The sequence below is a fragment of the Xanthomonas sp. LF06-19 genome (assembly GCF_034105425.1).
Taxonomy (GTDB): domain Bacteria; phylum Pseudomonadota; class Gammaproteobacteria; order Xanthomonadales; family Xanthomonadaceae; genus Xanthomonas_A; species Xanthomonas_A sontii.
This window is the reverse complement of the sequence record NZ_JAXGGH010000010.1, coordinates 57,433-76,892: the sequence shown is the minus strand read 5'-3', so window position 1 is coordinate 76,892 and position 19,460 is coordinate 57,433. Positions and strand designations below refer to the sequence as shown.

The 19,460-nt window shown below is 71.2% G+C and carries 11 protein-coding genes; 6 read left to right on the top strand and 5 right to left on the bottom strand.

Going from position 1 to position 19,460, the window contains the following annotated elements:
- Window positions 1–2: 2 nt before the first annotated feature.
- From recD to SLW55_RS18490, 4 genes are all read right to left on the bottom strand, one after another.
- On the bottom strand, window positions 3–1,994 hold the full coding sequence (gene recD, locus SLW55_RS18505; protein ID WP_320745528.1) for an exodeoxyribonuclease V subunit alpha: 1,992 nt from the start codon (window positions 1,992–1,994) through the stop codon (window positions 3–5).
- Complete coding sequence (recB, locus tag SLW55_RS18500; RefSeq protein ID WP_320745527.1) at window positions 1,991–5,851, bottom strand: exodeoxyribonuclease V subunit beta; 3,861 nt, start codon at window positions 5,849–5,851, stop codon at window positions 1,991–1,993. Before recB ends, recD begins: the two co-directional genes overlap by 4 nt.
- The gene (recC, locus tag SLW55_RS18495) at window positions 5,848–9,255 is read right to left on the bottom strand and encodes an exodeoxyribonuclease V subunit gamma (RefSeq protein WP_320745526.1); all 3,408 of its coding nucleotides are present in this window, start codon (window positions 9,253–9,255) and stop codon (window positions 5,848–5,850) included. The genes recB and recC overlap by 4 nt, the downstream gene beginning before the upstream one ends.
- 406 nt (window positions 9,256–9,661) lie before the next feature.
- Window positions 9,662–14,701 (bottom strand): putative Ig domain-containing protein, encoded by a 5,040-nt coding sequence (locus tag SLW55_RS18490; protein WP_320745525.1) that lies wholly within the window; start codon window positions 14,699–14,701, stop codon window positions 9,662–9,664.
- A 266-nt stretch (window positions 14,702–14,967) separates the two neighbouring features.
- Between SLW55_RS18490 and SLW55_RS18485 the strand changes: the two genes are divergently transcribed.
- The 4 genes from SLW55_RS18485 (at window position 14,968) to SLW55_RS18470 (ending at window position 17,285) form a co-directional block, all read left to right on the top strand.
- Window positions 14,968–15,513, top strand: coding sequence for a tail fiber protein (locus SLW55_RS18485; RefSeq protein ID WP_267098980.1), 546 nt, complete (start codon window positions 14,968–14,970; stop codon window positions 15,511–15,513).
- A 68-nt stretch (window positions 15,514–15,581) separates the two neighbouring features.
- A complete protein-coding gene (locus SLW55_RS18480; protein ID WP_267098979.1) occupies window positions 15,582–16,109 on the top strand; it encodes a tail fiber protein in 528 nt (175 codons plus the stop codon).
- Between the two features lie 59 nt (window positions 16,110–16,168).
- Window positions 16,169–16,705 (top strand): tail fiber protein, encoded by a 537-nt coding sequence (locus SLW55_RS18475; protein WP_267098978.1) that lies wholly within the window; start codon window positions 16,169–16,171, stop codon window positions 16,703–16,705.
- Window positions 16,706–16,715: 10 nt separating this feature from the next.
- Entirely contained in the window at window positions 16,716–17,285 is a 570-nt protein-coding gene (locus SLW55_RS18470) for a GNAT family N-acetyltransferase (protein WP_267084931.1), read from the top strand.
- Here the strand turns inward: SLW55_RS18470 and SLW55_RS18465 are convergent.
- Window positions 17,278–17,565 (bottom strand): hypothetical protein, encoded by a 288-nt coding sequence (locus tag SLW55_RS18465; protein ID WP_017909947.1) that lies wholly within the window; start codon window positions 17,563–17,565, stop codon window positions 17,278–17,280. The genes SLW55_RS18470 and SLW55_RS18465 overlap by 8 nt on opposite strands.
- Window positions 17,566–17,894: 329 nt before the next feature.
- Here SLW55_RS18465 and SLW55_RS18460 point away from each other — a divergent pair, with 329 nt between their 5' ends.
- Both SLW55_RS18460 and SLW55_RS18455 read left to right on the top strand, forming a co-directional pair.
- Window positions 17,895–18,686: an ATP-binding cassette domain-containing protein gene (locus tag SLW55_RS18460; RefSeq protein ID WP_152237765.1), complete on the top strand. Its 792-nt coding sequence runs from the start codon at window positions 17,895–17,897 to the stop codon at window positions 18,684–18,686.
- Window positions 18,686–19,435, top strand: a complete 750-nt coding sequence (locus SLW55_RS18455; RefSeq protein WP_017909945.1) for an MlaE family lipid ABC transporter permease subunit — start codon at window positions 18,686–18,688, stop codon at window positions 19,433–19,435. The genes SLW55_RS18460 and SLW55_RS18455 overlap by 1 nt, the downstream gene beginning before the upstream one ends.
- Window positions 19,436–19,460: the final 25 nt, after the last annotated feature.

Below are 19,460 nucleotides of genomic sequence, written 5' to 3'. Positions count from 1 at the left end.
CGTCAAAACAGCGCGCCCTGGATCGGCGTGCCGGAGGGTGCGGGAAGGATATCGGCTGCAGGCCGCATCGGCTGCGACTGTGGCTGCTGCGCCCCACCCAACCGCCACGCCAACCCCGAGATCCGCGCCGCGTGCCGGGCGAGCGCGGCGCGCAGCACCGGTTCGCTGGCGGCGATGTGCAGCGCGCGGCGGGCGCGGGTGATGCCGGTGTAGACCAGTTCGCGGCTGAGCACGCGGGCGTCGCGGGCCGGCAACTGCAGCCAGACTTCCTCGAATTCGCTGCCCTGGGCCTTGTGCACGGTCATGGCGAAGGCGCTTTCGTGCGCGGGCAGTGCGGCCGGGTGGAAGCCGCGGACTTGGCCGTCGCCGGCGCCGTCGAACCAGGCGACCAGGGTGCCCTGTGCGTCCTTCAGGCAGATGCCGACGTCGCCGTTGAACAGGCCGTGGCGGTAGCTGTTCTCGGTGATGAGCAGCAGGCGGCCGTGGAACCAGGGCGCGGCGGCGCCGAGGCGGCGCGCGCCGCTGGCGGTCTCGGCCAGCAGTTGTTCGATGCGCGCGTTGAGTCCGCGCGCGCCCTGCGGACCGGCGCGCACGGCGGTGAGCAGGCGCAGGCGCGCGGCGGCGCGCAGGGCTTGCGCCGGATCGTCGGTGTCGCCGAGGGCGCGCCAGTGCGCGAGCAGGGCGTCGCCGCCGGCGGCGAGCGCGTCGTCGACGCCGTCATGGAAGTGCACGCCGGCGAGCTGGCCGTCGCGCAGCAGGCGCAGGGCGCCGTCGGCATCGCCGCTGCGCACGGCGTCGGCCAGCGGCGCCAGGGCGAAGTCCTGGGCCTGGCGGTAACCGCGCAGCAGGTGCACGCGGTGCCCGGCCAGGCCGCCATGGTCGTGCGCGACCGCGCTGTGGCCGAGCAGCGGCTGCAGCGCCTTGGCGTCGTCGGGCTGCAGCGCGTCGCCGGGGCCGGCGGCCTGCAGGATCGCGGCAAGCACGTCGCCGGCTTCCACCGAGGGCAACTGGTCGGCGTCGCCGAGCAGGATCAGTTGCGCGCCGTCGGCCACGGCTTCGACCAGCTTGCACATCAGCGGCAGGTCGACCATGGACGCTTCGTCGATCACGATCAGGTCGAACGGCAGCGGGTTGTCGGCGTCGTGTCGGAAGCGCGGCAGGTCGGGAATGACGCCGAGCAGGCGATGCAGGGTGCTGGCGCCGGCCGGCAGGGCCTCGGCCAGGGTCGGGTCGACGCCGTCGGCGAGTGCGCGCGCCACCGCGGCGCGCAGGCTCTCGGCCATGCGCTCGGCGGCGCGGCCGGTGGGCGCAGCCAGGGCGATGCGCGGCGGCGGCAGGCCGGCGGCGCGGGCCTGGGCGAGGCGCAGCAGCAGCAGGCGGGCGATGGTGGTGGTCTTGCCGGTGCCGGGGCCGCCGGTGACCAGCAGCAGGGCGCGGCGCAGGGCGAGGGCGGCGGCTTGGGCTTGGCGGTCGGATGGATCGTTAGCAGTCGTACCCTCACCCGCCCTGCGGGCACCCTCTCCCGGGGGGAGAGGGAAGAGCTGGGCGAACAGGGGTGCGAGGGCGGCGAGGTCGCTATGCGGCAGCGGCTGTGCGGCGAGGCGGCGCAGGCCCAGGGCCAGGCGTCGTTCGTATTCGCGGTAGCGGCGCAGGTAGAGCAGGCCGTGTTCGAGTACGAGTGGGCAGTCGGGGCTGGCCGGGTCTTCGGCAGCAGGTTGTGCGACCCAGCGCGAGGCGGCCAGGGCGCGGGTCCAGTCGTCTGCGGTGGGCAGCGTGGGGGCAGCGCCGTCGCGGCTGTCGAGCAGGAGGCTGGCGCGTGCCGGGTCGAGGCCGGCGTGGCCGCTGGCCACTGCCAGCGAGGCCAGGGCGGCGCCGGCCAGGACCAGGTCGGGGGTGTTCGGGTCGAGGCGGCTCAGGCTGTGCGCGAAGGCGTGGTCCAGCGTGCGCAAGGTGCCGGTGCGGTAGAGGGTGGCGAGGAGGTTGGATTGGCTCACGGGGTGGGGGCTCCGTGGGCGGACGTACCCTCACCCCAACCCCTCTCTCCCACGGGGACTTCCTGCGGTCGCCGGGGGGAGAGGGGCTCAAGCGGAGCGCCGGCGAAGAGGGCGTCGACGCCTTCGATCAGGTCCGGGTCGAAGCGCCAGGCGTGCACGCCCGGCGACGGGTCGCGGGCGGCGTCCAGGCCGCGGCAGAACAGGTAGCGCACGCCGCCGAAGTCGCGGGCGTAGTCGTAGGCACCGCCCAGGCGGAAGCGCAGCCAGCGGTGCAGCGCCACGGTGTAGATCAGCGCCTGCAAGGTGTATTCGCTGTGCGCCATCGCCCGCGCCAGGGCGTCGGGGTCGTAGCCCGGCAGGCGGTTGGACTTGTAGTCGAGCACGTACCAGCGGCCGTCGTGCTGGTAGGTGAGGTCGATCAGGCCGGTCATCAGTCCCTCCAGGCGCTGCCGCGCGCCGAACGCCTGGCGCTCGCCGGCCACGCCGAAGCGGTGCAGCAGCGCCAGCAATGCGTCCACGCGCGTCGGGCGCATGGCGAAGTGGAATTCCATTTCGTTGCGCCGCTGCTCTTCCGGCACCGCAGCCAGGCAGGTACCTTCGGGTAACGCCACGGTGAGGGTGTTGCCGACCAGGGCGGTGAGCATGGCGGTGCCGTCTTCCAGTTCGTCCTCGGCATAGCCGCCGCGTTGCAGCGCTTCGACGATGGCGGTGGCCTGCCCCGCTGGCGCCGGCTGCCCCGGGTGCCAGTCGCGCCAGGCGGCGAAGTCGCAGCGCTCGAACACGTCGTGCATGGCCACGCCGAAGCGGTTGCCGACGAAGCGACGGTCGACCATGTCCACTTCCACCGCGGCGCTGACCGGCTCGCTGGCGGCGGGTTCGTCGCTGCCGCCGCTGCTGGGCACGGTGGCGCTGGCCATCGGGTCGCTGCCGGCATCGGCATTGGCGAGCTGGGTGAAGCTGTACACCCACCACTCCGGCAGCACGCGCCGCTGCGGCACGCGCGCCGGCGGCACCGGCGGCGCCGGCTCGGGCGGCAGGCGCGGCAACTGCGCCGGCGGCGGGGTGCTGTCGATGGCGATGGCGCCGGGAGCAGCGGCGGCCTGCAAGGCATCGAGATCGCGCAGCATCGGTGCCAACGCGGTGCGCTCGTGCTGCGGGAAGGCGCCGGTGGCGGTCCACAGTGCGTGTTCGGCGCGGGTCAGGCCGACGTAGAGCAGGCGCGCGTCCTCGGCGCGCTGCTCTTGTTTCCACGCGGCCTCAGCGGTGTCCCAGGCCGGGTCGGACTCGCCGCCGCTGCGGCTGGTGTTCCACTGCAACTGGCGCCCACCCTGCGGCGCCGGCACCACGCAGTGGCGCCCGGGGCTGCGCTCGCTGCGGCCGATGCCGGCGTACGGCAGGAACACCAGCGGATACTCCAGGCCCTTGCTCTTGTGCAGGGTGACGATCTGCACGCGGCGTGCGTCCGACTCCAGCCGCAGTTGCTGCGCTTCGTCGCTGTCGTCGGCATTGGCGATGCGCCGCGCCAGCCAGTCGACCAGGCCATGCGGGCCGAGCGCGCGGGTGTCGGCTTCCTGCAGCAGTTCGGCCAGTTGCAGGTAGTTGGTGAGGCGGCGCTCGCCATCGACCAATGCCAGCAGGCGCTGCCCGTGTGCGGCGCCGAGGTCGCCGATCAGGGCTAGCGGTCCGCCGCGCTGCCAGCGCTCGCGCCAGTCCAGCGCCTGTTGCTGCCAGCGGCGGTGGCGCTCGCCGTCGTGGTCGAGTGCGGCGATGGCCGCGGCGTCCTCGCCGATCAGCACGGTGGCCAGTGCCGCGCGCAAACGGCCGTCGTCGCCGGGATCGAGCAGCGCCTGCAGCAGGGCCAACAGCTCCAGCGCCTCGTCGGTGGCGAACAGGCTGCGGCGACCGGCGGCGACCGCGGGAATGCCGGCGGCGGCAAGCGCCTGCTGGATGCGCGTGGCCTCGCCATGGCTGCGCACCAGCACGGCGATGTCGCCGGCCTGCACAGGGCGGCCGAGCAAGCTCGCGCGGCCGTCGCGCGCATCGGCCAGCCAGCCGCGGATCGCCGCCACGCAGGCGGCGGTGCACAACTCGCGGGCGCGACCGGCGCTCCACGGCTTGGGCTTGCCCGGTGCCTTGGCGGTGGCCGGTGGCGGCGGCGGTTCCGGTGCGCGCCACACGGTCAGCGCCGGGGCCGGCACGCCGCCGCGTTGCAGGTCGGCATCGACGCGCTTGCTGCCCGGCTGCACCGGGTGGAAGGCGATGCCGTCGGTGAGGAACGCATCGGCGTAGCCGGCCTGCGCGTACAGCGCGTCGATCGCCGCCAGCAGCGCGGGGCGCGAGCGGAAGTTGTGCGCCAGCGGCGGCGCGCGTTCGGCGTCCGCGGCAGCGGCCAGGTAGGTGCGCACGTCGCCGCCGCGGAAGCCGTAGATAGCCTGCTTGGGATCGCCGATCAGGGCGAGCAGCGGCGGCGTGTCGTCCGGCGCCGACAGCGATGGCGCGATCGCCGCATCGTCCTGCGCCAGGTTGGCATCGGCCGTCGCCGGGGCGAACACCTTGCGGAAGATCGTCCACTGGCGGTCGTCGGTGTCCTGGAATTCGTCGACCAGGGCGACCGCGTACTGCGCGCGCAGCCGCTGCGCCAGGGCGGCGCCGTGCGGGCCTTCCAGCGCGCGCGCCACGCCCTCGACCAGGTCGTCGTAGGTCTGCACGCGGCGCTGCCGCTTGAGATAGGCCAGCCGCTCCCCCGCGTCGGCGCGCAACTCGTGCAGCAGGCAGATGCGGCGTTGCGTGCGCCACTGCGACAGTTGCGCCAATGCGGCCAGGTAACCGTCGATGGCGTGGCCCAGCGGCGAGGCCGGGGTGCGCTCGGCGTGCTTCTTGTTGGTGCCGGCGGCCAGTTCGGCGGCGGTGAGCTTGACCAGCTTCGGATGCGGCGGCGCGTCCGCGGTCGGTGCCGCGGCGAAGGCGTCCAGCCAGTGCCACAGCGCGGTCAGCCAGTCGGGCTTGTAGCTGACCTTGCTCAGCACGCCGGCATCCATCGCCGCGGCGATCGCCTCGAAACAGGCGGTGCCGTGCGTGCGGAACGCCTCGGCCAGCGCCACGCCGGCGCGCTGCGCGGCCTGCTGCAACACGGCGCCGTCCTCGGCGGAAAAGACCGGCGCGGCCGGCAACAGCGTCGGATGCCGCACCAGTTCGCGCAGATCGATCGCCATGCCGTCCGGACCGCCCGGCCACAGTGCCACCAGGTCCTCGGCCATCGCCGGATCGGCGGCGCGTTGCCGCCACAGGTCGGCGGCGACGTCGCGCAGCAGTTCGCGATCGTCGGTGAGCAGTTGCGGTGCGGCGAAGGCCTGGCCGCTTTCCAGCGCATGCTCGCGCAGCACGCGCGCGCAGAAGCCGTGGATGGTGAAGATGGCGGCGAGGTCGATGTCCTCAGCGGCCTGCTGCAGGCGGCGGCGCAGGGCCGCTGGGGTTTCGGTGCTGGCGGCCAGGTGCGCGGCGAGGATGGCGCGGGTGAGGGCGACGTCGGGTGGGTCTTGTTGCGGGGTTGACTGCGATGGGTCGGTCGCGAGGTCGGTCGCGGCTAAAGCCGCTCCTACGAGGTCCTGATCAGGGTTGGGGACCAGGCTGGCCGCCAACGCCAGGCGCTCGCGGATGCGCCGGCGCAGTTCCTGGGTGGCGGCCTCGGTGAAGGTGACGGCGAGGAGTTGGCCCAGGCGCAAGCCGCGTTCGACCACCAGGCGGGTGAACAAGGTGGCCAGGGTGAAGGTCTTGCCGGTGCCGGCGCTGGCCTCGATCAGGCGCACGCCGTGCAGCGGCAGCTGCAGGTAGGGGTCGCGGTCGGGTGCGGCGTTCATTCGGCGTCTTCCTGGGTGCCGCGCCAGCGCTGCCAGCTCTCGCTCAGTCGGTCGGGATCGAGTGCGGGGCCGGCGTCGCCCTGTTCGAGCAGGCCGAACACGCGTTGGCTGGTGGCGGCGAAGTCGGCGAAGCGCTGCGCATCGGCGAAGGGGTCGCGGCCGCGGCCGACCAGGCGCAGTTCCGGGCTGTCCGCCTCGCTCCAGCCGAAGCTGGCCTGCCATTGCGCGGCAGCCTCCTTGATCGCCTTGTCGAGATCGCCGGCGCGCGCGGCCTGGTAGTACTTCCAACTGCTGTACGGCGCGAACGCCAACGGCGCCTGCCGGCCATGCCGGTACAGCTGCAGCAGTTCGCCCAGCGCCTGCTGCGCCTGCGCGGCGGGCAGCGGCTCGCGGTCCATCGGATGCGGGCCGAGGCTGTCGTCGTGGTCGAAGAAACGCACGTAGGGCGCGCGTTCGCCGGCGGCGCGCAGCAGCAGCCATTCCAGGCCGTGGCGGATCGCGCTGCGCCCGCTCAAGGCGCCCACCTGCACGCGTGCCACGCCGGGCGCGTACCAACCCGGCAGGCGGCCATGCAGCGCAGTGCCGTCGAGGTCCACCTGCAGCCGCGGCGCCAGCGGCGCGGCGTCGCCGCCACGCCACTGCCGGAACGCCTCGGCGTACGGGCGCAACTGGCGCACGCGCTCGTCGAGCTGGCGCCGGCCCAGCGGCCCGGACGGCAGCAACGCGCGGGCGCGCAGGCGTTCGTACAGGGCCTCGGTGTCCTCGCGCAGCACCGCCTCGAACACCTGTTGCTGCAGCCCGTACTGGTCGATCCCGCGGCTGGGCGCCAGCAGCGGTTCCAGATCGCTGTCGGCCTGCGCCGGATCGGGCAGGCGCAGGCCCAGGCGCTGGCGCAGGAACTGCCCGGCCGGATCGACCAGCAGCCGGCGCAGATCGTCGATCGACAGCTGCGCCGGCAGCGCGTCGTCGGCCGCGGCGGGCAGCGCGTCGATCCACGGCGCCAGCGGCTGGCGCTGGCCGACCAGGCTGTCCACCGCCGGCCGCCATTGCCGGCGGTAGCTGAACCGGCGCGGGTCGGCATCCTCGGCACCGGTGGCGCCGAACGCGGCGGCGGCGAACGGCTGCAGCGGATGCCGCACCACCAGCGCTGCGGCCGCAGCCAGGTCGGCGTGGTACTGGGCGGCGCAGGCCAGCAGTTCGCCGACCAGCGGCGAGGGTTCGCGCACGCTGCCGTCGCGCGCGTCGGCGCCCAGGTAGCTCAGGTAGAACACCTCCTGCGCCGAGGCGAACAGCTGCAGGAACAGGAAGCGATCGTCCTCGCGCGTCGAACGGTCGCCGTGGCGGCGGCGCATGGTGCCCAGTTCGGCGGTGAGGCGGTTGAGCCCGGCGGCCGGATCGCGGCGCGGGAAATCGCCGTCGTTCATGCCCAGCAGGCAGATGACCCGGAACGGCAGCAGCCGCATCGGCACCATGCGGCCGAAGCTGATGCCGCCGGTGAGCAGCGGCGCGCGCGTGTCCGATTCGCCCAGCACCGCAGCAAAGTGCGCACGCACCACCTCGGCCGGTACCGCCTCGGTGTAGTCGGCGCGGGCAGCGTCGCGCGCGAACTGGTCGATCAGCGCGCGTAGCCGCTCCAGCGCGCGCTGCTGGCGCGGTGCCGACGGACTCTGCGGCAGCAGCGCCTCGAGCAGGCCCAGCAGCACTTCGCGCCACTGCGCCGGCGGCATCGGCTCGGCCAGCGCGGCCTGGTGGCGATCGAGCACGCGCAGCAGGCGCAGCAGCGTGTCCAGCGCGGCCAGCGCGCTGCCTTCCAGCTGCGGCCACGGCGCCACGCCGTCGATGTCGTCCTCGGCGCCGCTGGCGTGGCCGAGCAGCAGCCGGTCCAGGGCGAAGCGCCAGGTGTAGGCGTCGTCGGCCGGCGCCTGGTGGCGCTGCCGGTGCGCTGCGTCCAGGCCCCAGCGCGCGCCGGCGGCGTGCAGCCAGGCGCGCAGACGTTCCAGCCCGGCCTCGTCCAGCCCGGCGGCCTCGGCGATCGGCGCGCTGGCGAGCAGGTCCAGGATCTCGTGCAGGCCGAAGCGTGCGATCGGCAGGCCGAGCAGCGCGAGGAACACCTCGGCCAGCGGCTCGCTGGCCAGCGGGCTGGCGTCGGCCAGCGCATAGGGCAAGGCGTCGTCGCCGGCGTGGCCGCCGAACACCGCGTCCAGATACGGCACGTAGGGATCGATGTCCGGCGACAGCACCGCGATCTCGCGCGGCTGCAACGGCGGTTCGAAGCGCGGGTCGTCCAGCAGCGCCCGCAGTTGGTCGTGCAGTACCTGCAGTTCGCGCAGGCGGGTGTGGCAGGCATGCACCTGCAGGCTGGGATCGTGCGGGTCCACCGCGGCCAGCGGCGCCGGCCGCGCCGGCGCGCGGCGATGGAACAGATCGCTCTGCATGCGCCGCAGCAGGCTGTCGCCGAGGCCGCCATCGGCCAGCGCGCGCCGGCCCGACTCCAGCGGATCGGCATAGACCGCGATCTCGGCCAGCGGATGCACCACCTCGTAGTCGCCGATCAGCGCCATGAAATCGCGCCCGGCAGCGCCCCAGGCCTGCAGCAGCGGGTTCTCCTGCACCTGCTCGGCGAACAGCTCCACCGCCCCACCCTCGCGGCGGCGCTGCCACAGCGTCTGCAGATCGCCCCAGTAGCCTTGCGCCGGCGTCGGCAGGTAAAAGTGCAGCGTGCCGGCGCGCGCCTGCGTGGCCAGCACGCGCAGCACATCCGGAGAGATGTTGAGCACGGCGAAGGCGAACAAGCGCCGCGGCAGGCCCTGCGGTAACGGCCCGTCCGGGCGCGCGTAGCGGTCCAGGTACTGGCCGATGCGGCGTGCGCGGTAGGCGCGGCCCGTGGCGATGCGCCGCCACAGCCGCGCCTGCGGATCGTCCGGGTCGGCGCCGCCTTCCCAGCGCAGCAGCCAGTCGCGACGCCAGGCCTGGTACTTCTCGAACACGTTGCTCAGCTCGCCGGCCAGGCTCCACGGCTTGAGCGCATCGCCATCGGCCAGATAGCCGGCCAGCGGCGCCAGCGCCGCATCGCTGCCCAGGTCGCCCTGCAGTGCCGCGTACAGGCGCCAGTGCATGGTCGCCATGTCCAGGTCGTCGGCCGCGGCACCGAGATTGCGCTCCAGCGCGCGCGCGACGAACTCGCCTGGGGTGAGGAATTCCAGGTTCGCCGCCACCCCGTGCACCGCGGCCAGGGTCGACTGCAGCCAGCGCCGCATCGCCACCTGCGGGATCAGCACCACCTCCGGCGCCAGCAAGGGCTGCCCCGGCGGCGGCCGGCGCAGTTCTTCGGCGAGCAGGGCGGCCAGGGTATCCAGCGCGTTGGAGGGATATAGCCGGAAATCGGGCGCGGACGGGGCAGGCATGTGCCGGGCATTGTGCCGGATGCGGGCAGGCGGCGCTGTCGGGCACAGCCTTGTGCACCCAAACATCGCGGGTCGCTTCGCGCCGGACCCTCACCCCAACCCCTCTCCCGATGGGAGAGGGGCTAGCTGTTCCTTCTCCCCTCGGGAGAAGGTGCCCCGTAGGGGCGGATGAGGGTACGGGCGCAGCTCGTGCACCCAAACATCGCGAGTCGCTGCGCGCCGGACCCTCACCCCACCCCCTCTCCCGGGGGGAGAGGGGCTAGCCGCTCCCTTCTCCCGCCGGGAGAAAGTGGCCCGAAGGGCCGGATGAGGGTACGGGCGCAGCCTCGTGCACCCAAACATCGCGAGTCGCTGCGCGTCGGACCCTCACCCCACCCCCTCTCCCGGGGGAGAGGGGCTCAAAGCGTCAGTACTTCTTCTCGACGTTGAACATCCAGGTCTGGTCGCTGCCGCTGTCGCCGTCGGTCACGCCGCGGTATTCCACGCGCGTGGACAAGCCCTGGTCGGTGCTGAACACCACGCCGACGCCCAGCATCAGCCGGTTGCGGTCGTAGACACTCTGCCCGGTGCGGTACAGGGTGCCGCCGACGATGTCGGCATAGCCCAGCGTGGCGTCGCCACGGCCCTGGAAGTCGTGCTGGTACTCCAGCCGGAACTGCGGCGTCAGCCGTCCCCAGGACGTCTGCCTGCGCCATTCCAGACGCAAGCCGAGGTTGCCGGTGGTGGTGGCCACGTCCATGTCCTCGTAGCGCAGCGCATACGGCGCCATCGCCGCTTCGCTGTAGGCGTCGAGCGTGGCGCGCGCGGCATCCACCCGCGCGTACGGGGTGATCTGCCAATCGCCGCGCTGCAGGTCGGCACCGGCCGACAGCGACGCGATCCACTGGTGGCCGCTGCGGTCGCCTTCGGCCAGCGCGCCGTTGTCGGTGACGTAGCGGCGCAGGTCGTAGGACAGCAACTGGTAGCCGACCAAGGTGTCGAAGAACAGGGTCTGGCCCGGGTGGTAGCTGGCATACAGCGCCAGCGTGTACGCGGTGGACTTGCTGTGGCTGCCGTCGCGGCCGACGTCGCTGTCGTCGCGGCCGAAGCCCACGCCCGCGCCCAGCGCAAAGACCGGGGACACGCGATAGTCGGCGCCCAGGCTCAGGCCATCGGTCTGGAAGTCCACGCCGGCACGCTGCGACTGCTTGTCCAGGCTGCCGGAGCGGATCGCACCGCCCACCCACAGGCCGAGGTCGCCCGCCGCCGTGCCGGTATCGCGCTGCGCTGCCGCTGCGGTGTCGGCGCCGCCGTCCATGGCACTGTCGCGCAGGTCGCGATTGGCCGGGTCGCACGCTTGCGCGTCCAGGTTACGGTCGCTCTGCAGCGTGCGGTCTCGCTGGCGGCAATGCGAAGTGGCCTGGAAGCTCACGCCGTTGTCGAAGCCGCGCGCACCACGGTGGGTCGCCTCCAGGCGGCGCTGGAAGTTGTCGATCTGCGCCTTGGCGAAGCGCCGGGTCGACTCGGCCTGCGCGTCGATCAGGCCGCGCACCTGCGCATCCTGGGTCGGATCCCGGCGCGGCGCGATCACGAACACGATGTCCGCCGCGGCCGAGGTCGCGTATGCATTAGACAGGGTGAAGCGCACCGTGGCGTTGCCGGAGAAGGCCGGGTTCGGCACGAAGGTCAGCAGGAAGCCCGGGCCCTCGTCCGCGGCCGCGGTCGGCACGCCGGCGGCCTTGGCGGCCGCGCGGGTGATCGTCGCGGTGCCGGCATTGGCCGGCAACACCGCGACCACGGCGGCGGCCACGAACGGGCCGCCGGTGGCATTGCGGGTGACGTCCAGGGTCTCGGCCTGCCCGATCACTGCCTGGACCGTCACCGACACCGCGATGGGGCGGGCGTTGACGGTGATGGTGACGGTCGCCGGGGCCGAACTGCCGCCCGCGCCGACGGCGGTGTAGGCGACGCTGTCCACACCCACGTAGCCGGCCGCCGGCGTGTACACCAGGCGCCGGCCTTCGACCGTCGCAGTGCCATGGCTGGGGGCCGTGGCGATGGCGATGCTGTCGATGCTGCCGGTGTCGTTGCCGGTCACCTCCAGGGTCAGCGGGGTATCCACCAGCGTGGCGCCGGTGTCGTTCGCCGCCACCGGTGCCGGCACCGCCGAGGCGATGGTCACGGTGTAGGGCTGCGTGGCCGAGAAGCCGTTGGCGTCGCTCACCTTGATGCTGAAGGCGAAACTGCCGGCCGCGCCGGGCGTGCCGGACAGCACGCCCGCCGGGGTCAGGCTCAGCCCGGTCGGCAGCGCGCCGCTGACCACGCTGTAGCTGTACGGTGCGGTGCCGCCGCTGGTGCTCAGGGTCTGGTTGTACGCGGTGCCCGCGGTGCCGGCAGGCAAGGTCGGCTGCCCCGGAGTCAGGGTCGGCGCCGCGATGCTCAGCGTGTAGCTGCGGCTGGCCTGGCCGGGGACGCCGGCGGTGCTGTCGGTGACGGTGGCGGTGAAGACGAAACTGCCCGCCTGGGTCGGGGTACCGGACAGCACGCCGGCCGCGCTCAGGCTCAGCCCGGCCGGCAACGCGCCGGTAGCGAGGCTGTAACTGTAGGGCGCGGTACCGCCGGTGGCGCTGAGCGCCTGACTGTAGGCGCTGCCCGCGGTGCCGGCCGGCAGCGCCGGCGGCGACAGCGTCAGCGTCGGAGAGGCCACCGTCAGGGTGAACGCCTGCGCCGCAGTGAAGGCGTTGGCGTCGGTAACGCCCACGGTGAACGCGAAGTTGCCGGCCGTGGTCGGCGTACCGGACAGCACGCCGCCCGCGCTCAGGCTCATCCCGCTCGGCAAGGCGCCGGCATTGAGCACATAGCTGTACGGTGCGGTGCCGCCGCTGGTGCTCAGCGCCTGGCTGTAGCTGGCGTTGATCGCCGCTGCCGGCAACGTCGGCGGGGTGATGGCCAGGGTCGGCGAGGCGATGGACAGGGTGTAGGCGTGCGAGCCGCCGAAACTGCCGGCATCGGTGACGCCGACGACGAAGGTGAAACTGCCGGCCACGGTCGGGGTGCCGGATAGGACACCGGCACTGCTCAGGCTCAGGCCCGCAGGCAAGGCACCGGAGCTGAGCGCGTAGGTGTAGGGCGCCGTCCCGCCGCTGGTGCTCAACGTCTGGCTGTAGGCGGTGCCCGCGGTCCCGGACGGCAGGGTGGACGGGGCGACGGTCAAGGTCGGCGCCACGATCGCCAGCGTATAGCTGCGCGACGCCTGGCCCGGCGTTCCGGAGGTACTGTCGGTCGCGACCAGGGTGAAGCTGAAATTGCCGGTCACGGTGGGCGTGCCGCTGAGCGCACCGGTCGCACTGTTGACGGTCACGCCTGCCGGCAAGGCGCCGGCCGTGACGGCATAGGTGTACGGCGCGATGCCGCCGCTGGCCTGGGTGATCGCCGCGCTGTAGGCCTGGCCGGCGGTGCCGTTTGGCAGGGTCGTCGCCGGCAGCGTCACGGTTGGCGCAGCCACCGTCAACGTATAGGCACGGCTACCACTGATGGGCGACGCGCCGCTGTCGGTCGCGGACACGGTGAAATTGAAGCTGCCGCTGCCGCTGGGCGTGCCGGTCAGCACGCCGGCGGAACTCAGCAGCATGCCCACCGGCAATGTGCCGGTGGTGATCGCGAAGCCATATGGCGCCGTCCCACCACTTGCCGTCAAGGTCTGGCTGTAGCTGGTGCCGGCGGTGGCCGCCGGTAGCGACGTCGGCGAGATCGTCACCACCGCATCGTCGTTGAGGATCGTGCCGGTGGCGGTGGCGCGGGCGATGGTGGCGTTGCTGGCAGCGGACAGGGTCACCGTGAACGTCTCGTCCGGCTCGACGGTGGTGTCGCCGATGATCGTCACTGCGATGCTCTGCACGGTGGTGCCGGGCGCGAAGGCCAGCGGACCCGAGGTGGCGACATAGTCGCTGCCGGCAGTGGCGGTGCCGTCGGCGGTCCCGTAGTTGACCATGACGGTTTGGCCGCTGGCGGCGCTGAGGGTAACCGTGAACGTCGCCGTGGTGTTGCCGCTGTTGCCTTCGATGACGCTGACATCGCCGATCGAGAGCGACGGCTGCGCATCGTCGTTGACGATGGTGCCCTGGCCCTGTCCGTCGGCGACGGTGGCGCCGCTGACGTTGCTGACGTTGACGAAGAAGGTTTCGTCGGGTTCGTTGAGCGTGTCGCCGATCACCTGCACGGTGAAGGTGGCACTGCTGCTGCCGGCCGGAATGGTCAGCCCGTTCACGCTGGAGGAGATGTAGTCGGTGCCCGCGGTCGCGGTGCCGTTGGCGGTGGCGATGTCGAAGCTGACCCCGCCACTGCCGGCCGGCTGGCTGAGCGAGACGGTGAAGGTGAACGCGGTGTTGCCGGAATTGCCCTCGTTCTGCGACACGTCGTTGACCGACAGCGCCGGCTGGTCGTCGTTGAGGATGGTGCCGGTGGCGCTGGACGGCGAGCCGACGGTGTAACCGCTGCCCGCATTGAGGCTGATCACCACGGTCTCGTCCGGTTCCACCGTGGTGTCGGGGGTGGGATCGACGGTGATGGTGCCGCTGGTCTGGCCGGCCGCAATCACCAGCGGCGAGTTGACCGCTGCGTAGTCGGTACCGGACGTCGCGGTGCCGCCCACGCTGAAGCCGATCGAGAGCGCCGACGGCGACGCCTGGCTCAGGGTGACGGTGTAGACAAGGTTGGCGCTGCCATCTTCGGCGACGCTGGCCGGCGACACCGCGATGCTTGCCGAGGGATAGTCGTCATTGACGATGGTGGCGGTGGCGCTGGAGGGGTTGCCGATGGAATAGCCGGTGCCGTTGGCGACGTTGAAGGTCACCGTCTCGTCCGCTTCCACCGTGGTGTCGGCGATCGGGGTGATGTTGAAGCTGGCGGAGGTGGCGTTGGCCGGCACCACGATGCTGCTGACCGCGCCGGTGTAGTCGGTTCCGCTGCCCGCCGTGCCGCTACGGGTCAGGTTCACCGTGGTCGCCGAACTGTTGGTCGAGCTCAGCGTCACCGTGTAGACGAAGGGCGTGCCGCTGTCCTCGTTGGCGCTGGACGGGGAGACCGTGATGCTGGCGGTGCGCGAGGGGTTGATGGTGATGTTGAAGACGACTTGGTTGTTGTCCTCGTCCAGGAGATAGAACGAGTCCGAGGTCGCGCCATCACCGTTGTTGGTATAGGTCACTGTTTGGGTACCAGGACCAGACTGAGCGCTAAGGACATAGCTGCCATGCGCAGGCGGCACGCCGTCATCGGTCATACCGGTATTGGACGGACCGTCGCAATTGGTGACGTCGAATGTCGTCGACCCTCCAGAGTTCACTGTAGCGGTCTGCGGAGTCGGGCAGTAGGCGGCCAGACATACTGGCGAGATCGCCAGCCAAAGCAGCGCCATCAGCCAACGCAACGTCAGTCGCATACCGCTCGAAGCGGTGCAATTCGTAGACATATTTTGATTCCCCCCAAAACGCGCCACCCCATGGGCGCTGGCAGCCATCCTGGTGCCTCGGACTTCGCGGAACATCGGCCCAGCAAGCATCGGCCATGCGCGTCGCGCCGCTATTGGAACAACAAATTCGGCGCTGCGTAAAGCAACAAATGCGTCACGTCTGTCTGGTTCAGCGAAATCGTCTCTTGCAAGTCGCCGAAGTCGTGATTAAGTAGTCCGGTGCCAGACACGAGGTCTGGCGCTATCCACTCCGGGGGGAGATCCGCATGAGCGAGTTCTTCATCGGTCAGATAATGCTGACCGGTTTCGCGTTTGCGCCGAAGTATTTTGCGCAGTGCAACGGGCAATTGCTGCCGATCAATCAGAACCAGGCCCTGTTCAGCCTGCTCAGCACCCGCTTCGGCGGCGACGGCAAGATCACGTTCGGCTTGCCCGACATGCGCGGGCGCACGCCGATGGGCTATGGACCGTCGGCCGATCCGGCGTGGCAGCCGGCTGCGATGCCGATGGGCCAGGCCGCCGGTGCGGAGACTGTGACGCTGGTGGGCAACAACCTGCCCGCGCATACTCACCTGATGGATTGCAGCAGCGTCAAAGGTGACAACCGCACGCCAACCGGTCGCCTCTTCGCAAACAACAGCGTGAATACCGGGACACCGCACGCGTTGTATGCCGCCCCCGGCGCGATGGTGCCGCTGGCGCAGTCCACCATCGCCAACAGTGGCGGGGGCCAGGCGCATCCGAACGTGCAGCCGTACACCACGCTCAATTTCTGCATCGCGCTGTCCGGCATCTTCCCTTCGCGCAGCTAGGCGCATCCGCATTCGGGCGCACAGCGCGCATTGGTGCGCGTGGCGTCTCATCGACCAGGAAGCATCTCATGGGTACTCCCTTCATCGGCGAAATCCGCATGTTCGGCTTCGGCCGCACCCCTCTGGGCTGGCAGGCGTGCGACGGCACGCTGCTGCAGATCTCCGAATACGAACCGTTGTACGTGCTGCTCGGCACCGCCTACGGCGGCAATGGCACCAGCACCTTCGCGGTGCCGGATCTGCGCGGACGCCTGCCGATCCATCAGGGCCAGGGACCGGGACTCAGCAACTATGCCCTCGCCCAGAAGGCCGGCACCGAGACGGTGACGTTGACCGACCTGCAGATGCCGGCGCATACGCACACCGCTCAGGCCACCACCGCCGCAGCGACCGCCACAGCACCCGCAGGCCTACTGCCGGGTGCGGTCAACGGCAGTCTCTTCTATGCCAGCGACCTCACCGGCGCCACCACGCTGGCGATGTCCGGGGAGAGCACTTCGTACGCCGGCGGCAACCAGCCACACGACAACACCATGCCGACACTGACGGTGCAGTACTGCATCGCCACCACCGGCATCTTCCCGCAACAGGCCTGACCCCAGCGCCGCGCCGACGTGGCTGCGGCCCGCATCCGCTCCATCGGAGGACTCCGCTCATGACCGAACCCTATCTCGGCGAAATCCAGCTGTTCGGCTTCGACTACAACCCCTATGGCTGGGCCTTTTGTAATGGCGCCGTCCTGCCGGTCGCCCAGAACACCGCCTTGTTCTCGCTGCTGGGCGCGGCCTATGGCGGCAATGGCACCACCACCTTCCAGTTGCCGAATTTCTCGGCACGCGCCGGCTGTCAGCAAGGTGCGGGGCCGGGCCTGACCCCGCACACGCTGGGGAGCAACTTCGGCTCGGCCTCGGTAAGTCTGCAGAGCACGCAAATTCCACTGCATCAGCATGGTGTCAATGCGTTCTCGCAGTCCGACGCAACCAAGAAGACCGGCACGCCAGCAAGCGGTGTGGGCTTGTCTTCGCTGAACGTTAATACCGAGCGCCCTTTTCTTGCCGTCGCGCCGGACAAGCAGTTCTCCCCGACCATGCTGTTGCCCACCGGCACCGGCCAGCCGCACGAGAACCGCCAGCCGTATCTGGCGGTGAACTTCTGCATCGCGCTGCAGGGCGACTATCCGGCCTTCAACTGAGGCAGGCGCGATGTCGATCGCCGCGTCGCCCGGCTTCCCGCCGCGGGACGCCGGGCTCGCAGCGCCCGCGGCGCTGCGGGCTCGCGGCATCGTCTTGCGTCCGGCGCGGGCGGAAGATCTACCCTGGCTGCGCGACCTGTACGCCAGCACGCGGCGCGACGAACTGGCCGCGGTGCCGTGGCCGGAACAAACCAAGCGCGCCTTTCTCGACCAGCAGTTCGCCTTGCAGCATGCGCACTATCTGCAGCACTTTCCCGGCGCGGACTTCCTGATCGTGGAAGACGCGCACGCGCGGCTGGGCCGGCTGTATCTGGACCGCAGCACGGATCCGCACGTCCTGGTCGATATCAGCCTGCTGCCGGACTGCCGCAGCCACGGCATCGGCGGCGCGCTGATCGCGCAGGCACAGGCGCTCGCGCATGCGGATGGGCGCGCACTGACGCTGCACGTGCTGCATGCCAATCCCGCAGCGCAGCGGCTCTACGCGCGGCTGGGCTTCGTTGCCGGCGAGGCCGGCCAGACCCATCTGGCCATGCGCTGGGATGGCGCCGGCACGAAGCCGGACGCGCGCGTCAGTTGAACACCGCCTGATACAGGAAGCCGTCGCGTTCGCGCGCGACCGGCACCAGGAAGATGCCGATCTCGCCCAGGCGCGGATGGCGCATCTGGTAGGTCTGCTGCGGAAACAGAAACGCCGAGCCGTTGCGGAACAGCAGCGAGAACGGGGCGCGCCGCGCCGCGGGCGGCGTCGGCAGCGGCCGCGCTTCGACCAGCACGAATGCGACCTCGCCTTCGTTCAACTGCGCCGAGAACGTCTCGTTCACGCTTCCAGCGAAGTGTTCCAAGCTCAACAGCTCCATCCTTGACTCCAGGTGTGGTTCGGCACGGTCGCCATGCCGGCATCGTCGCGTGCCGTCGCGACGCGCACAAGCGCTGTGCGGGCATTTGTCCACACCGCCTTTTGTCCACCCCTCAAGTGCAGCTGCGAGGCGCTGGCGCGGTGGCGGCCATCCCGAGGCGATGCGGCGTCGCCGACGACCAATGCGCGGCCGCATGACACGCTGTTGCATGAACGGGGTGAAGCGGGCGCGCACACCGGCCCGCGCGGTGCCACAATACTGCACGGGCCAGTTCGGTTAAGTTCAGCCGAACGGATCGATCCTATGTTGTATTTTCGTTAAAGGTCGCGATGGCGTCTTCCGAATCCAATCTGGTGCAGTTGTCGGGCGTGCGCATCGACCGCGGCGGCCGGGCGATCCTGCGCGACGTCTCGCTGAGCGTGCCGCGCGGCAGCATCACCGCGGTGCTCGGCCCCTCCGGCAGCGGCAAGTCCACGCTGCTGGCGGCGCTGACCGGCGAACTGGAGCCGGCCGCGGGGACGCTGCAGGTGTTCGGCAAGCCGCTGCCGCGCGGCAGCCGTGCGCTGCGCGAGACGCGCAAGAGCATCGGCGTGCTGCTGCAGGGCAACGGCCTGCTGACCGACCTGAGCGTGGCCGAGAACGTGGCGCTGCCATTGCGCGCCCACACCCGCCTGCCCGAACCGGTGCTGCAGCGGCTGGTCGCATTGAAGCTGCACGCGGTGGGCCTGCTGGCCGCTGCCGACGCCTGGCCGCGCGAGCTGTCCGGCGGCATGGCGCGGCGCGTGGCGCTGGCGCGGGCACTGGCCCTGGACCCGCCGCTGATGATCTACGACGAACCCCTGACCGGGCTGGACCCGATCGCCTCCGGCGTGATCATGAGCCTGATCCAGCGCCTCAACCACACCCTGGGCCTGACCAGCATCATCGTCAGCCACCACGTCCACGAGACCCTGCCGATCTGCGACCAGGCCGTGGCCATCGCCAACGGCGGCGTGGTCTTCGCCGGCACCCCGCAGGACCTGCAGGCCAGCAGCGATCCGTTGCTGCAGCAGTTCCTGCACGGCCGTCCCGACGGCCCGATCCCGTTCGATGCGCCGCAGCGCGCGCGGAGCGCCGCCTGATGGCCATCGTTGCCCCGATCCGTTCCCTGGGCCGTGCCGGGCTGTTCTTCCTGACCGTGCTGCGCGGCTCGCTGCCGACCCGGGACCTGCTGGCCGAGCTGATCCGCGAGATCTACAAGGTCGGCGCGCGTTCGCTGCCGATCATCGCCGTGGGCGGCGCCTTCGTCGGCCTGGTGCTGACCCTGCAGGGCTACCGCACGCTGCAGACCTATGGCGCCTCCGATGCGCTGTCCACGCTGCTCGGCCTGTCGCTGTACCGCGAGCTGGCGCCGGTGCTGACCGCGCTGCTGTTCATCGGCCGCGCCGGCAGTTCCATCGCCGCCGAGCTCGGCCTGATGCGTGCGACCGACCAGATCAAGGCGCTGGAGCTGATGGCGATCGACCCGGTGGCCAAGGCGGTGGCGCCGCGCTTCTGGGCGGCGGTGCTGACCGTGCCGCTGCTGACCGGCATCTTCTGCTCGCTGGCGATCAGCGCCAGCTATTTCGAGGCGGTGGCGGCGCTCGGCCTTGACCGCGGCACGTTCTGGTCGGCGCTGTCGAGCAGCGTGGATTTCTGGGACGACTTCGGCGTGGCGATGCTGAAGTCGGCGGTGTTCGGCGGCACGGCGGCGCTGGTGGCGGCCTATGTCGGCTTCCATGCCGAGCCGACCATCGAGGGCACTTCGGTGGCCACCACCCGCGCCGTGGTCAACGCCTCGCTGCTGGTGCTGATGTTCAACTTCGTCATGTCGGCGCTGCTGTTCCGCTGAGCGGCGCCAACGCGGGACCGGCCGG